Origin of the sequence: Frankia sp. QA3, from assembly GCF_000262465.1 — a bacterium.
In the GTDB taxonomy this organism is placed as follows: domain Bacteria; phylum Actinomycetota; class Actinomycetes; order Frankiales; family Frankiaceae; genus Frankia.
Genome location: NZ_CM001489.1, coordinates 5,663,149 through 5,677,662, shown reverse-complemented (window position 1 = coordinate 5,677,662; position 14,514 = coordinate 5,663,149). Strand labels below are relative to the sequence as shown.

The following is a 14,514-nucleotide window of genomic DNA, read 5'->3' as shown; positions in this document are numbered from 1 at the left end:
CAGCCGCTCGCGACGTCAGCCGCCCAGGAGGCCGACGTCGCGCGCGGCGCCGGTCGACGCCGAGGTCGCCATCGCCGCGTAGGCGCGCAGCGCCGCCGAGACGGGGCGTTCCCGGTTCGCCGGCCGGTAGCCACCGGCCGCCTCCAGCTCGGTCCGCCGCCGCGCCAGTTCCTCCTCGGAGACGAGCAGTTCCAGCCGACGCGTCGGAATGTCGATGTCGATGAGGTCGCCGTCGCGAACAAGGGCGATCGTGCCGCCGTGCGCCGCCTCCGGTGAGACGTGGCCGATCGACAGGCCCGAGCTCCCGCCGGAGAACCGGCCGTCCGTGATCAGCGCACACTTGGGCCCGAGGCCCCGCCCCTTGAGGAAGGCCGTCGGGTAGAGCATCTCCTGCATGCCGGGGCCGCCCCGGGGGCCCTCGTACCGGACGATGATCACATCTCCGGGCTGGACCCGCTTGTTCAGGATGGCGTCGACCGCGTCCTCCTGGCTCTCGACGACGAGCGCCGGGCCGCGGAAGGACCACTGGCTCTCGTCCACCCCGGCGGTCTTGACGACCGCGCCTTCGGTGGCGAGGTTGCCGAACAGCACGGCGAGGCCGCCCTCGGCGGAGTAGGCGTGCTCGACGGAGCGGATGCAGCCGTTCTCCCCGTCGGTGTCGAGGGAATCCCAGCGGTTGGTGGAGCTGAACGGCTCGATCGTGCGCACCCCGCCCGGCGCCGCGTGGAACAGCTCGACCGCGTCCGGCGAGGGGTTCGCACCACGGACATCCCAGCGGTCGAGGAACTCGCGCAGGCTGGCCGCGTGCACCGAGTGGGTGTCCTGGTCGAGCAGGCCGGCCCGGTCCAGCTCTCCGAGGATCGCCGGGATCCCGCCGGCCCGGTGCACGTCCTCCATGTAGTAATGGGTGGAGCTGGGCGCGACCTTGCACAGGCAGGGCACGGTGCGCGAGATCTGGTCGATGTCGGCGAGCGTGACGTCGACGCCGGCCTCGACGGCGGCGGCGAGCAGGTGCAGCACAGTGTTCGTCGAGCCGCCCATCGCCACGTCCACGGCGAACGCGTTACGGAAGGCCGCGGCCGTCGCGATCGAGCGGGGCAGGACGGCCTCGTCGTCCTTCTCGTAGTAGCGCCGGGCCAGGTCGACGACGAGCCGGCCGGCCTCGACGAACAGCTCACGGCGGGCGGCGGCGGTGGCCAGCGTCGAACCGTTGCCGGGCAGGGACAGCCCCATCGCCTCGGTCAGGCAGTTCATCGAGTTCGCGGTGAACATGCCGGAGCAGGAACCGCAGGTGGGGCAGGCCGACCGCTCGATCGTCGACAGGTCGCCGTCGGAGACCTCCGGGTTCACCGCCGCGGACATCGCCGTGATGAGATCGAGCTTGGAGCGGGCCGTGCCGCCGGAGATCACCGCGTTGCCGGACTCCATCGCCCCGCCGGAGACGAACACGGTCGGGATGTTGAGGCGCAGTGCCGCGAGCAGCATGCCCGGAGTGATCTTGTCGCAGTTGGAGATGCAGACCAGCGCGTCGGCACAGTGCGCGTTGACCATGTACTCGACGCTGTCGGCGATGATCTCCCGCGACGGCAGCGAGTACAGCATCCCGCCGTGCCCCATCGCGATGCCGTCGTCGACGGCGATCGTGTTGAACTCCCGGGCCACTCCCCCGGACTCGGCGACCGCCCCCGCGACCAGGGCGCCGAGGTTACGCAGGTGCACGTGGCCCGGCACGAACTGGGTGAAGCTGTTCGCGACGGCGATGATCGGCTTGCCGAAGTCGTCATCGGTCATGCCGGTCGCGCGCCACAGGGCGCGGGCCCCGGCCATGTTCCGGCCATGCGTGGTGGTACGGGAGCGGAGAGCGGGCATCTCGACCTCGGACATCACGTCGGCTACGCCCCGACGGGGACCGCCGGCAGCGGACTGGCGATGCCACGACGGTACGCCACATCACGGGCGCCACCCTGCGCAGCGGCCCGATCACGCGAACCCGCCCGTCGGCGACGTCCGAACCTTCCCCTGCCTATCCAGAGGGCTTCGTGCCTGATTTATCCCTCCGGATAGGCGGGGCCGGGGCCGCGCCGGGCCTTCCTTGCCTGTCCACAGGGTTTCGTGCCCGATTTATCCCCGTGGACAGGCGGGGGCGTTCAGGCGTTCAGGCGTCCGGGTCGGGCTCGTCGGGCGGTGTCCGGGGCGGCCTCGGGGTCGCGCCGCCCGGACGCGGTCCCGGCGGCGGGGCTGCCCATGGGTAGCCGGCGATCCGCCGCCCGCCGCCTCGGCCACCCGCCGGGGCGTCGGGCGGCGAACCAGCGCCGGTTGCCGGCCCGCCGGTCGGGTCGGTCGGGCGATCGGTGCCACCCAGATCGTCCCCGCCGCCACTGCCGGCCGCAGGGCCCGCGTGCTCGTCGAAGGTCGGCGGGTAGTCCGGGATCGGCGGGATCGGCGGGAAGTCTGGGATCGGCGGGAAGTCTGGGATCGGCGGGAAGTCCGGGATGGAGGGAAAGTCGGGGACCGACGGATGCTCGGACAGCGGCGGGTAGTCCGGGATCGGTGGGAAGTCGGAGATCGACGGACCGTCCTCGTCCCCCGGCGGGCGGGCACCGGACTTCGCGGGCGGCGTTCCGCCGCGACCGCCGGCCCTCGGCCCGCCTGCCGCCGGCCCGGCCGCCGGCAGGCCAGGCCAACCGGGCGGGGCAGGCACCGCGCTCCCCGGGTGGGCGGACGGGTAGGGGGGCGACTGGGGACTCTGATAACCGGGCTGGCCCGCCCGACCCGGAAGACCGGGCTGAACCGGCTGGCCAAGCTGCCCCGGACCGCCGGGATGACCGGGCTGGCCTGGATGAGGAGGCTGCGCCGGATAGCCAGGTTGCGGCGACTGGGCCGGATAGCCCGAGTGGCCGAGATAGCCGGGCTGACCCGGATAGCCGGGCGGACCCGGATAGCCTGGCGGACCCGGGTGGCCGATCGGCTGACCGGGGTACCCGGCTGGCTGCTGACCGGCGGGTCCCGGCTGACCGGGCTGCGGCGGCCCGCCACGGGGATTCACCTTCCGGCTGCCAGGGGGTCGGCGCCGCCGCCACTGGTCCCGAATCACCCAGACGAGTCCCAGCGAGGCGACGGTGCCGGCGATCGGTCCCACCCAGGCCCGGGCGATGAGCAGGTAAAGGGTCAGGACGACCGTGAAGGCGTAGCCGGTGACGAAGAACGCGAACGGTCGGACCTGAAGCCTGCCGATCCGGTCGCGGAGCACGATCGCCGGGATCAGCCAGATGAGGAAGCCGAAGAAGACGGCCGTCAACGGCGCGACGAACAGATACCCGAAGAACGCTTCCATGGTCAGGGGTCCAGGCGATCGCGGGCAGGTCAGGCCGGGTCGGGGCCGGCCGGGACGTCGACGCCGTGGGCGACCGACGGCGGGCCGGCGAAGTACGGTCCCAGCGCCGCGCGCCAGCGGACGAAACGGTCGGACTCCCGGAAGTTCTTCAGGTGGCTGTCGAGGGTCTCCCACTCGACGAGCAGCACGAAGCTCGATGGCGACTCGATGCCCCGAGTCAGCCGCGCGGCCCGGCAGCCGGGCGTGCCGACCAGCTCCGGGCGCACCTCCCGGTAGGCGGCCACGAACTTCTCCTCGGTGCCTGGCTGGACGTCGAACCGGGCAATCTCCAGGACGCCCGACCCCTCGGGGCCGCTGTTCCCGCCATCACTCACCGGACGTCTCCTCGGTGCGCTGCATGTAGCCCGTGGTCCGCATCTTCCCGTGGGGCCGCATCTTCCCGTGGGTCATAGCGCCCAGTGTGTCACCGTCCGGGGATCGTGGTCCGCAGACCAGCGCAGGTGGGCACCGGTCGGACCCCGTGCCCGGAACCGGGCCGGGGACGGGTCAGTTCGCCATGTCCACGAAACGCGAGTAATGCCCCTGGAAGGCGACGGTGACGGTGCCGGTCGGCCCGTTGCGGTGCTTGGCGATGATGAGGTCCGCCTCCCCGGCACGCGCCGACTCCTTCTCGACCGTGTCCTCCCGGTAGAGCAGGATGACCGCGTCGGCGTCCTGTTCGAGGCTGCCGGACTCGCGCAGGTCGGAGACCTGGGGGCGCTTGTCGGCCCGCTGCTCGGAGGCGCGGTTGAGCTGGGAGATCGCGACTACCGGCACGTCGAGCTCCTTGGCCAGCAGCTTCAGTGACCGGGAGATCTCGCTGACCTCCTGCTGACGGCTCTCGACCTTCTTCGGCGACGACATCAGCTGCAGGTAGTCGAGGATGACCAGGCGCAGTTCGTTGCGCTGCTTGAGCCGGCGAGCCTTGGCCCGGATCTCCATCATCGTCAGGTGCGGGCTGTCGTCGATGAACAGCGGCGCCTCGGCCACCTCGCCCATCCGGCGGGCCAACCTGGCCCAGTCGTCGTCGGTGAGCCGGCCGGTGCGGATGTTCTGCAGCGACACCCGCGCCTCGGCCGACAGCAGCCGCATGGTGATCTCCATACGGCTCATCTCCAGCGAGAAGATGACCGAGGTCAGCCCGTTCTTGATCGACGCCGCCCGCGCGAAATCCAACCCCAGCGTGGATTTCCCAACGGCCGGCCGGGCCGCGACGATCCACAGCTGGCCGCCGTGCAGGCCGTTGGTCAGCTCGTCGAGGTCGACGAAGCCGGTCGGCACGCCGGTCAGCGCGCCTTCCCCGCGGCCCTGGATCGACTCGATCTCCTCCAGGGCCGGGTTGAGCAGCTCCCCCAGCGGCAGGTAGTCGTCATTCGCCCGCCGCTCGGTCACCTCGTACACAGCGGCCTGGGCGCGGTCCACGACGTCGCTGACGTCGGGGGCGGCGCCGTAGGCGAGCTGGACGATGCGGGTGCCGGCCTCGGCGAGGCGGCGCAGGACCGCCTTCTCGGCGACGATGCGCGCGTAGTATCCGGCGTTCGCCGCGGTGGGCACGCTGGAGATCAGGGTGTGCATGTACGCCGGGCCGCCCACCCGTTCCAGCAGGTCGCGGCGGCTGAGCTCGGCCGCGACGCTGATGACGTCGGCGGGCTCGCCCCGGCCGTACAGGTCACCGATGACCTCGTAGACGAGTCCGTGAGCCGGGCGGTAGAAGTCCGCCATCCGCAGGACCTCGACGACGTCGGCGATGGCGTCCTTCGACAGCAGCATGCCGCCGAGCACGCTCTGTTCGGCCGGGAGGTCGTGCGGCGGGGTCCGCTCGAACTCCGCGCCGCCGCCTGCGCCGCCGCGCGAGATCTCGGTGACGCTCACGACGCACCCTCCCCGCTCTCCCGCAGATCCACATTCGAACACATGTTCGTACATGCCAGAGCTGCGGTCAACGGGCCACGCCGCCGCACCCACCGGATCGCCAGCCGCACGGGAACGCGACCCGTACACCTGACGCGCGGCCCCTGAACTGGCCAGGCGAGTCCGGCGGACCCCCAGTCTGGAGGGTCCGACCATACGGATCGACGACCACCCCCACCAAAAAGTTATCCACAGGCCCTTGTGGAAAAGCTGTGGGTAACCTGCCTGAACCTGGGGAGGACCTCGGGACAGCGGTGCACACCCTGTGGAAATCAGGGACCACAACGCCAGGGGACCGCAGGTGAGGCAAGCGCATCCGGCCAGCCGCCTGTGGATAAGACGGGACGGAAGAAAGTTTGCCGCGGGCCGGTCCCGCAACGACGAAACTCCCCCGGACCGACGACCACCACTGGGGTGGGTCGGCCGGGGGAGTTCGACAGTCCGGGACAGCCGTACCTCGCCGGCAAGGCGGCGTTGCCGGCTCCCGAGCGCGGTACCGCCGGTCCTATGCCTTCTTGACCTGGAGCTTCACCGATGCGGTGACCTCGGGGTGAAGATGCACGGCAACCGTGTACGCCCCGAGGGACTTGATCGGCGTGGTCAGTTCGACGCGCCGCCGGTCCAGCTCGGGACCGCCCGCCGCGGTGACGGCCTCGACCACGTCGGCCGCCGTCACCGAGCCGAACAGCCGGCCCTCCTTGCCTGCCCGGCTGATCAGCTCGACCTTGAGGCCGCCGAGCTGGCCGGCGATCTCCTGGGCGTGGCCGAGGTCGCGGACCGCCCGAGCCGAGCGAGCCCGCTTGATCTGCTCGACCTGGCGCTCCGCGCCCTTGGTCGCGATGATCGCGTACTTGCGCGGCACCAGGTAGTTGCGCCCGTAGCCGTTCGCGACCTCGACGATGTCGCCCGGGCTACCGAGGCCTGGGACCTCCTGGGTCAGGATGAGCTTCATCGCGCCACCCCCTAGCGGGCCGAGGCGGTGTAGGGCAGCAGCGCCATCTCGCGGCTGTTCTTCACCGCCGTCGCCACGTCGCGCTGGTGCTGGCTGCAGTTGCCGCTCACCCGTCGGGCGCGAATCTTGCCCCGGTCCGAGATGTACTTGCGCAGCAGCGAGGTGTCCTTGAAGTCGATGTACTCGACCTTGTCCTTGCAGAAGACGCAAACCTTCTTCTTCGGCTTGCGCACGGCCGCCTTGGCCATGGATGTGCTCCTACCTCGTTGTGTCGACCGCGAGGACGACGAGCGCCCGCTCAAAACGGAGGCTCGTCTGAGTAGCCACCGGCCGGTTGCTGCGACCAGGGATCATCATTGGGGACTCCGCCGGCCGGGGCGCCGGAGGGGACGCTGGCCGGCGCGCCGTAGCCGCCGCCGCCACCACCGCCACCCCCGTAGCCACCACCGCCGCTACCGCTACCGCCACCGCCGAAACCGGCGCCGCCGCCACCGCGGGCGGCCCGGACGACCTTGGCGGTCGCGTAGCGCAGGCTAGGGCCGACCTCGTCGACCTCGAGCTCAATCACAGTGCGCTTCTCACCCTCACGAGTCTCGAACGAGCGCTGCTTGAGCCGACCCGTCACGATGACACGGGCGCCCTTCTGCAACGACTCGGCGACGTGCTCGGCGGCCTGACGCCAGATGGAGCAGCGCAGGAACAGCGCCTCGCCGTCTTTCCACTCGTTGGTCTGGCGGTCCAGCGTGCGCGGCGTGGAGGCGATGGTGAAGCTCGCCACCGCGGCGCCGTTCGACGTGAACCGCAGCTCGGGATCGCTGGTCAGGTTGCCAACGACGGTGATGATCGTCTCACCGGCCACGGGCGCCCTCCCGGAATTCGGCGGCCCACGACGGCGAGGAGATCGCCGTCGCCGCGGACCGGGTCATGCCGCCACCCGGCGGCTCTGGCGAGGCTTCTTCGGCTCGGGGAGCCGGATGACCTTCGTGCGGATGACCGACTCGTTCAGGACGAGCTGGCGGTCGAGCTCGGCGACCACGTCCGGCTCCGCGTGCAGGTCGATGACCGCGTAGATGCCCTCATGGCTCTTCGCGATCTCGTAGGCGAGCCGGCGCCGGCCCCAGATGTCGACCTTCTCGACCACGCCGCCGCCCTGTCGGACGACACCGAGGTACTGGTCGAGGGACGGCGCTACGGTGCGTTCCTCGAGATCAGCATCGAGGATCACCATGAGCTCATAGTGACGTGCCAAGGTTGAACCCACCTCCTGTGGACTCGGGCGGCCACGGATTTTCCGTGGCAGGAGGAGCCGTGGACCGGATCTGTGCCGCCGAGGACGCGCGCGGCGTCGAAGACCCGAGAGGGATCGCCCGCCGGCACATCCGGACGATCAGCAGTGCACGGCGACCGCTCGTGGCAGACCGGCGATCCGGATGAGAGATCAATGGCTGACCAGCGAACAGACGCGTGCGCCGACGCACGGCGTGTCCCGATGAGCTTACTCGATCCGTTTCGGCGCCCCGGGCGCCCCGACCGCCAGGACCACACGCAGCCAGGCCGTCGCCACCCCGGCCAGGCAGACGAGATCGACTGTGATCAGCAGGCCGCGCAGATGACGCGACGGGGTGGGGTCCGCGAACGCCAGCCCGAGCACGGCGAGAGCGGCCAGACCCGCGAGCCCGCCCACGAGCCGGGCGACGGTGCGCGGGCCACCGCGCGCGCCGCCATCCGACCCACCGCCGCCGCCACCACTGCCACCGGCAGCGTCCCCACCGTCCCGGGGCCCGACGTCAGGCCGGCCCGCCCGGGAGTCCCCGGTATCCACCGCATCGCCCTCCGTCACTTTGCATCGACGCCACGGCACGCGGCGTCAGCGACATCGTTCCGCATCCCCGACTGGAGGGTCGTACCGCCGCACCGGTGGCACGCGCGAACCGACGCGGTGGGCGGGGTCAGTCGACCCACTGCCCCTGGGTGAAGGCGACGACCAGCACCGCCATCACCGGCGCGCACAGGCACAGATACACCGGCACGACCCGGGGATGGCGCGCGGCGGCTCGCGCGAGCAGCAGGTAGAGGGGGAAGGCGACCAGGATGCCCCGGATCCCGGAGGCGTAGTAGTTCGTGCAGGCCATGATCGTGGTCATCACGCCGACGAAGGTCGCCTCCCCCCACCGCCGGCCGACCATCAGGACGATCGTCAGCAGCACGCCGACGACTACCGCGAGCAGCTCCCCGCGCCAGAACCACACGAACGTCGACGCCCCGTTGCCGTCGGTCGCCGACGACCAGGTGGTCGCCCATCCGGACCAGGGCCAGTCGAGGCCGCGGTGCCAGCCGTCGCGCATGGCGTCCGTGTAGGCGCCCCAGCCGCCGGTGCGCGCGCGCAGGTAGCCCAGGTAGGCGAGGACCGGGATCGGCGGGAGGGCCAGCGACAACGCCGGCCAGGCGAACACCGGCCGCCCCGCCGCGCGCCGGCCGACCACGTACTGCACGGCGAGTGCCACGCCGAAGGCAACGCCACTGATCCGCGTGGCCGCCGCCCCCGCGCCGAGCAGCCCGGCCAGCCACCAGCGCTGCCGGCGGGCAGCGAGCCACGACGCCGTCGCGAACGCCAGGAACAGGCCTTCGGAGTAGGCGGCGAACAGGAACACCGCGTACGGGAAGGAGATCAGGCCGACGACGGCGAACCTCGCGGCCGGGGCGCCGACCTCGTCCGCGGCCAGCCGCCACAGCGCGGCCACGGTGACGGCGCCCGCGAGCAGGGAGACGACGAGACCGGCGGCGATCCAGTCCGGCACGATCAGGTGGACGAGGCGGATGGCCAGCGGCAGGCCGGGGAAGTCGACCTCCGTGCGGTCCGAGTAGGCGGGGGAGAGATAGCCGTACCGGGCGACCTTGGTGAACAGGCCGACGTCCCAGCGGTCCCAGAGGGTTCGCAGGCCCGGGGCGTCGCGGGCCGGTTTCGAGGTCAGCGCCCGCGCCGCGGCGAGGGAGAGGAGCGCGACGGCGATCCGGCTGGCGAGCCAGAGCGGCAGCGTGGCCCGAACGGACTCCGGCAGGCGGGCCCAGCCCGAGTGGGCGATGCCGGTGAGGTCGCGGGTGCCGACGAGCTCGTCCGTCCCGGCCCAGCTCCCCGCCCCGGCCCGCTCCCCCTGATCAGCCCGCTCCCCCTGGCCAGCCCGCTCCCCCTGATCAGCCTGCTCCCCCTGGCCAGCAGGGTCCCCCGCACCCGATGCGCCCTCCAGTCCGGCGAGGCCGCCCCGGCCGGGTGGAATGCCTGGGTGGAAGGGGGCCACCGGGTCGGCGGACGGATCCCGGGGGACCGCCTCAGCCACCGGCGGGCCCGCTGCCGTCGGGTTCCGACCCACCAGCCGTGCCCGATCGGTCGTGCCGCGGCCGGAACAGGGCACCCGGCTCCACCGGCTCGAGCTCCGGCCGCGGCGGCGTGGGCTCGTCCGCCACCGCCGCCCGCGCGGCGACGGTCGCCAACTCCGGCTCGGGGTCGCCGTCGCGCGCCGGCCTCGTCGGCCGGCCGCGCCAGCCACCGCGCACGTCGGGCGCGTGATCCAGGACTCCTCCGGCCGGGTCATCCACCGCGTCCTGGTCCAGCCCCGCCGCCGGCCGGTCCGCGGCGAGTCGATCGGTCGGATCCAGCGACCCTCCGGTCCGCACCACGTCGGCCCGCGGATGCAGGATCTCCCGCACCACGAACGCCGCCATGACGAGCAGCACCAGGTCGCGCAGCGCCACCGCGCCGACGAACCAGCCCCGGTCGATCCCGTGCCGGCCCTGCGTGTCGTTGTAGATGAAGTGCATGAAGCGGGTGAACAGGACCCACGCCTCGCACGCCTGCCAGAGCAGGAACAGCCGCCACCGCGGCCGGGCCAGCGCCACCAGGGGGAGCAGCCAGATCGTGTACTGGGGGGAGAAGACCTTGTTGCTCAGCAGGAACGCGACGACGAGCAGGAACAGCACCTGGGGCAGTCGCGGCCGGCGCGGAGCGAACCAGGTGAGCAGCCCGATCGCGACGACCGCGACCACCAGGGTCGCGGCGGTGATGATGTTCAGTGTGCCCACGGGCAGGCCGTGCTCCCGGATGCCCTGCAGGACCAGCGGGACGGCGATCGCGACGGTCCCGAACGCCGCCACCGCCGAGGCGGCGACGAGGCGGCGGGTGTCCGGGCGGTGCACGATGAGCGCCGCCGCCACCGCGAGGACGACGACCGCCATCACGACGCAGACCACCAGGTGCAGCGGCCCGAACCAGGCGGGGTCGTGGCGGTCGGCGAGCCAGGTCGCCCCGAACGCCAACGAGTCCCAGTCGGCGCTCCGGTCGGAGTTCAGGTCGATGAACCGGGCGAGGCCGTTGCGTGCCCCGTCCGGGCCCCCGCCGAGCAGGCGCAGCCAGTCCCCTCCGCGCCAGAAGGTCGTCCAGATGCTGTCGCCGACCTTGTTGTTCTGCTCGTCGAAGTAGCCGGCGGACAGCCACAGCGGCACGACGACGACGATCACCGTCACGACCGCCGCGGTGACGGTCTTCGCCAGCTCGCGCAGCTTCCCGGCGCGCAGGCAGAGGATGCCCAGTCCGAGCAGGAACAGCACCGGATACAGCTTGGTGAGGATGCCCAGGCCGAGCAGCACGCCGGCCAGCCGCGGCGCCCGTCTGGACCAGGCGAGCAGGCCACCGGCCGCGAACACCACCGCGAGGATGTCCCAGTTCGTCAGCAGATGCAGGACCAGCGCAGGGGCCAGCGCGAACAGCGCCGCGTCCCAGACCCGCCGGGAGCCGGCCGCCAGCGCGGTGCAGGCCACCGCCACGCACGCGGCGATCATGAACAGCAGCGCGGTGAGGTCGTAGAAGACGGCCGAGCGCCGATCCATCGTGTAGTGGTCGAACACGCGCCGGCCGCCATCGTCCCGGTAGACCGCCTTCGGGCCGGAGGCGTGGCCCGCGGGCCAGGAGATGAGCGCCATCGCCGCACCGATCAGCGGCGGGTACTCCGTCGGGTAGTCCAGATAGGGGATCTTCCCATCGACCAGGCCCTCCTGGCTGTAGAGGGCGACGACGTCGGAGTAGCACAGCGCGCTGTACTGGTGCTCGTGCGTCCAGGTCCGCGTGTCCCGGCAACCGATCTTCTGGGTGTAGCCGAGCACGCTGGCCACGATGACCAGGGCCATCAGCACGCGCAGCGGGGTCAGCCAGGTCCGCCGGTCCGCCAGGACCGCGTGTTCGCCCGGCGGCCCGCCGATGAGCTGGCTCGCGCCCGCCACGACCGGGTCCTCCCGGGCCGGGCTGACGCGGGCGGGAGACGCCGGTGTCGTGGCCATGCGGGCCATTGTGGTACACAGCCCGGCCGGGCCGGGGACCGCAGTTCCGGCAGGTGTCGCCGCCTCAGCCCCGGCACGCCCGCATGGTGCGTCCTCCACCCGGGCCACACCCGGGCGATGGCGGGACGGCCGGTGGGGCCGGACGCCGTGCTGGCGGCATCCGGCCGCCGCCGGACGGCGCCCACGCGGAGACCGAGAAGATCACCTGGGAGTGGGACCGGTGGACCGACCGTCATGCGCCGCGGTGGGTTCGGGACTGCGGGTGCGCATCTCGACGACGCCCCGATTTCCCGAACCCGCCGGCGCGGTCGGCCCACCGGTCACCCGAAAGGGTCCGCGAAGAGCCCCGGCGGTTTGGGCGAGCGGTTCGGGCGGTTCGCCCCGGGCTGCTGTTGCTGTTGCTGTTGCGGCTGCTGCTGGTCACCGCCGTTGCCGCCGAACAGTCCGCCCAGGAGATCGACGGCGCCCGACGTCGCTGCGGCGCTTGGAGTCATCGTCGGCGTGGGTGTCGGTTCCGGCTCGTTGTCCTGGACGAGTCCGCCGAAGGCCGGCGGGTCGAACTTGGACTTGGGCACGCCCTGCAGGGCCGCGTCCATGAAGGCCTTCCAGATCCGCGCCGGGTAGGTGCCGCCGTAGACACCCTTCTCCGCGCCAGGAATGCCCTTGAGCAGCTCCTTGTCGGTGCCCCCGCCGCGGAACATGTTCACGCAGGACGACAGTTCCTTGGTATAGCCGCAGAACCACGCGGAGCGGAAGTCCGTCGACGTGCCGGTCTTACCGGCCGCCTCGCGCGCGCCGGCCAGCCGGGCCTTGGTGCCGGTCCCGCCCGGGTCGTTGATCACGCTCTGCAGGGCGTAGGTGGCGTCACGCGCCACGGTCGTCGGGATGACCTGCTTGGCTTCCGGGTTGCCCGAGTAGATGACCTGTCCGGTCCCGTCCACCACCTTGTCGACCATGTGCGGCTTCGCCCGGACGCCGCCCGCGGCGAGGGTCGAGTACACCGAGGTCATGTCGATGGCGTGGACCGGGTCCTTACCCAGGGTGACGCCGGCCTCGTTCGGCAGCCGGGTGTTGTCCGGGATGCCGAGCAGACGCGCGGTGCTGACGACGTTCCGCACGCCGATGTTCTGGCCGAGCGGCACGTACACCGTGTTGATCGAGGCGGCGGTGGCCTCGATGAGGTCCTTGTAGCCGAGGTCGCCCGACTCGCTCTCGTCATTGTTGACCACGTAGTTGCCCGGAAGAGTGATCTTCGCGGGTGCGGCGAAGGTCGACTTCAGGTTGATGTTCTTCTGCAGCGCGGCGACCAGAGTGATCGTCTTGAAGGTGGAGGCGGACTGCACCTCCGCCTGGGAGACGTTGTCCTGGTACTGCGCGTGTCCCTGGGCGTCCTTGCCGTACAGCGACCCGCCGTACCAGGCGAGGATCCGCCCGGTGCCGGGTTCCACCGCGGACAGGCCGGTGCGCAGGTCCGGCACGGCGGCATAGGCCTGGCTGAGCACCCCGCTGACGGCCTGGAAGGCGGCGATCTGGCGGCCCTTGTCGATGGTCGTGGTGATCCGCAGGCCGCCGCGGTTGATCTGGTCCTCGGTGATGCCCGCGGCCATCAGCTCGCGTTTGACCTGCTCGCGGATGTAGGTGACCTGGGCGGAGGAGGCGGCCGCGTCCTCCGCCCGGGGGAGAGGCTGCGGTGGGTTCTCCTGGGCGAGGCTCGCCGGCGCCCAGCCCTCGGCGACCATCGTCGACACGACGTCGTGCCAGCGATTCGCCGCGGGGCCCGGGTTCTTCGCCGGGTCAAGATAGTTCGGCGAGCGGATCAAACCGGCGATCACTGCGCCCTGGCCCGCGGTCAGCTTGGCCGCGGTCGTGTTGAAGTACGCCTTCGCCGCGGCCTCGATGCCGTAGGCACGGCGGCCGAAATAGATCGTGTTCAGGTAGTACTCCAGGATCTGGTCCTTGGAGTACTTCCGTTCCAGCTTCACCGCGAGCACGATCTCCCGCATCTTGCGGCTGAACGTGCGCTCCTGGCTCAGGTAGGCGTTCTTCGCGTACTGCTGGGTGATGGTCGAACCACCCTGCAGCTCGCCGCCGGTGACGTTGACGTAGAGCGCCCGTGCGATGCCCTTCGGCGAGATGCCGGGCTCGTTGTAGAAGTTCTTGTCCTCGGCCGCGAGCACCGCGTGCTGCATGTCCTTGGACACCTGGGCCAGTGGCACGTCGGTGCGGTTCACCGTCCCGATGCGCGCGAGCTCGTCGCCGGTGTCCTGCTTCGTCCCGGCCGGCGGGCCGTAGAAGATGATCGACGTCTGGTCCGTCTTCACCTCGCCGGGCAGCGGCACCCGGGTCGCCGCGTAGACGACGCCGACGCCGGCGACGAACAGCAGGATCGAGGAGAAGACCCCGGCCAGCACCAGCCGGCGCAGCCAGCGTGGCCGCCGCCGCCACCACATCGGGCCACGATGGCCCTGGCCCGGGCGAGGGGGGCGACCGCCGCCACCCGGCCCGCCCGGCCCGTCGGGTCCGCCTGGCCCCTCCGGGCCTCCCATCGCCGCCCGCGACGAGCGCGCCGGAGCGCCGCGGCCCGGCCCGGTTCGCCCGGGGGCCGGACGACGGGCACCGGCCCGGCCCGGCCCGGTGCGGCCCTCGGCCGCCTCTCGCTCGCCAACCCGAACCGCCATCCGCTCGGTCGCCTGGGTGGGCCGGTCGCGGCGCCGCCCGGCGACCCGGCGCACCGGCGTCACCTCCGTCATGCCGGCACCGCCCGTCGCGTCGGGCCCGGCCGGATCCGCCGTCACCTTGTGGTAGACGGTCGCGTCGGCGGTGCGTTCCCGGACGTCGACCCGACGCAGCGCCGCCTGGTCCACGGTGTCGTAGAGGGTGTTCACGTTCGGCGAGGTCCGCGGGCCGCCAGCGGCCCGGTCGGGTCCGGTCGGCAGCGGCGGGCCGGACG

At 71.9% G+C, this 14,514-nt stretch carries 12 protein-coding genes; all 12 read right to left on the bottom strand.

The window, feature by feature from the left end; translation table 11 throughout:
* Window positions 1-15 precede the first annotated feature (15 nt).
* A complete protein-coding gene (gene ilvD / locus FRAQA3DRAFT_RS23250; protein ID WP_009741499.1) occupies window positions 16-1,869 on the bottom strand; it encodes a dihydroxy-acid dehydratase in 1,854 nt (617 codons plus the stop codon).
* 286 nt (window positions 1,870-2,155) lie between these two features.
* The gene (locus FRAQA3DRAFT_RS34260; RefSeq protein WP_051054465.1) at window positions 2,156-3,334 is read right to left on the bottom strand and encodes a hypothetical protein; all 1,179 of its coding nucleotides are present in this window, start codon (window positions 3,332-3,334) and stop codon (window positions 2,156-2,158) included.
* A gap of 29 nt (window positions 3,335-3,363) precedes the next feature.
* Complete coding sequence (locus FRAQA3DRAFT_RS23240) at window positions 3,364-3,708, bottom strand: antibiotic biosynthesis monooxygenase (RefSeq protein ID WP_009741498.1); 345 nt, start codon at window positions 3,706-3,708, stop codon at window positions 3,364-3,366.
* A gap of 172 nt (window positions 3,709-3,880) precedes the next feature.
* The gene (gene dnaB, locus FRAQA3DRAFT_RS23235) at window positions 3,881-5,245 is read right to left on the bottom strand and encodes a replicative DNA helicase (protein WP_009741497.1); all 1,365 of its coding nucleotides are present in this window, start codon (window positions 5,243-5,245) and stop codon (window positions 3,881-3,883) included.
* Window positions 5,246-5,789: 544 nt separating this feature from the next.
* Entirely contained in the window at window positions 5,790-6,236 is a 447-nt protein-coding gene (gene rplI / locus FRAQA3DRAFT_RS23230; protein ID WP_009741496.1) for a 50S ribosomal protein L9, read from the bottom strand.
* Window positions 6,237-6,247: 11 nt separating this feature from the next.
* Complete coding sequence (gene rpsR / locus FRAQA3DRAFT_RS23225) at window positions 6,248-6,484, bottom strand: 30S ribosomal protein S18 (RefSeq protein ID WP_009741495.1); 237 nt, start codon at window positions 6,482-6,484, stop codon at window positions 6,248-6,250.
* Between the two features lie 50 nt (window positions 6,485-6,534).
* Window positions 6,535-7,095, bottom strand: coding sequence for a single-stranded DNA-binding protein (locus FRAQA3DRAFT_RS23220; RefSeq protein ID WP_009741494.1), 561 nt, complete (start codon window positions 7,093-7,095; stop codon window positions 6,535-6,537).
* 63 nt (window positions 7,096-7,158) lie between these two features.
* Complete coding sequence (rpsF, locus tag FRAQA3DRAFT_RS23215) at window positions 7,159-7,464, bottom strand: 30S ribosomal protein S6 (RefSeq protein ID WP_035921391.1); 306 nt, start codon at window positions 7,462-7,464, stop codon at window positions 7,159-7,161.
* Window positions 7,465-7,731: 267 nt separating this feature from the next.
* Complete coding sequence (locus FRAQA3DRAFT_RS23210) at window positions 7,732-8,076, bottom strand: hypothetical protein (RefSeq protein WP_232291716.1); 345 nt, start codon at window positions 8,074-8,076, stop codon at window positions 7,732-7,734.
* Between the two features lie 109 nt (window positions 8,077-8,185).
* Complete coding sequence (locus tag FRAQA3DRAFT_RS23205; protein ID WP_009741491.1) at window positions 8,186-9,571, bottom strand: hypothetical protein; 1,386 nt, start codon at window positions 9,569-9,571, stop codon at window positions 8,186-8,188.
* Window positions 9,564-11,573, bottom strand: coding sequence for a glycosyltransferase family 87 protein (locus FRAQA3DRAFT_RS23200; protein WP_009741490.1), 2,010 nt, complete (start codon window positions 11,571-11,573; stop codon window positions 9,564-9,566). Before FRAQA3DRAFT_RS23200 ends, FRAQA3DRAFT_RS23205 begins: the two co-directional genes overlap by 8 nt.
* A gap of 311 nt (window positions 11,574-11,884) precedes the next feature.
* The coding region (locus tag FRAQA3DRAFT_RS23195; RefSeq protein WP_009741489.1) for a transglycosylase domain-containing protein at window positions 11,885-14,514 on the bottom strand (2,630 nt) is incomplete at its 5' end.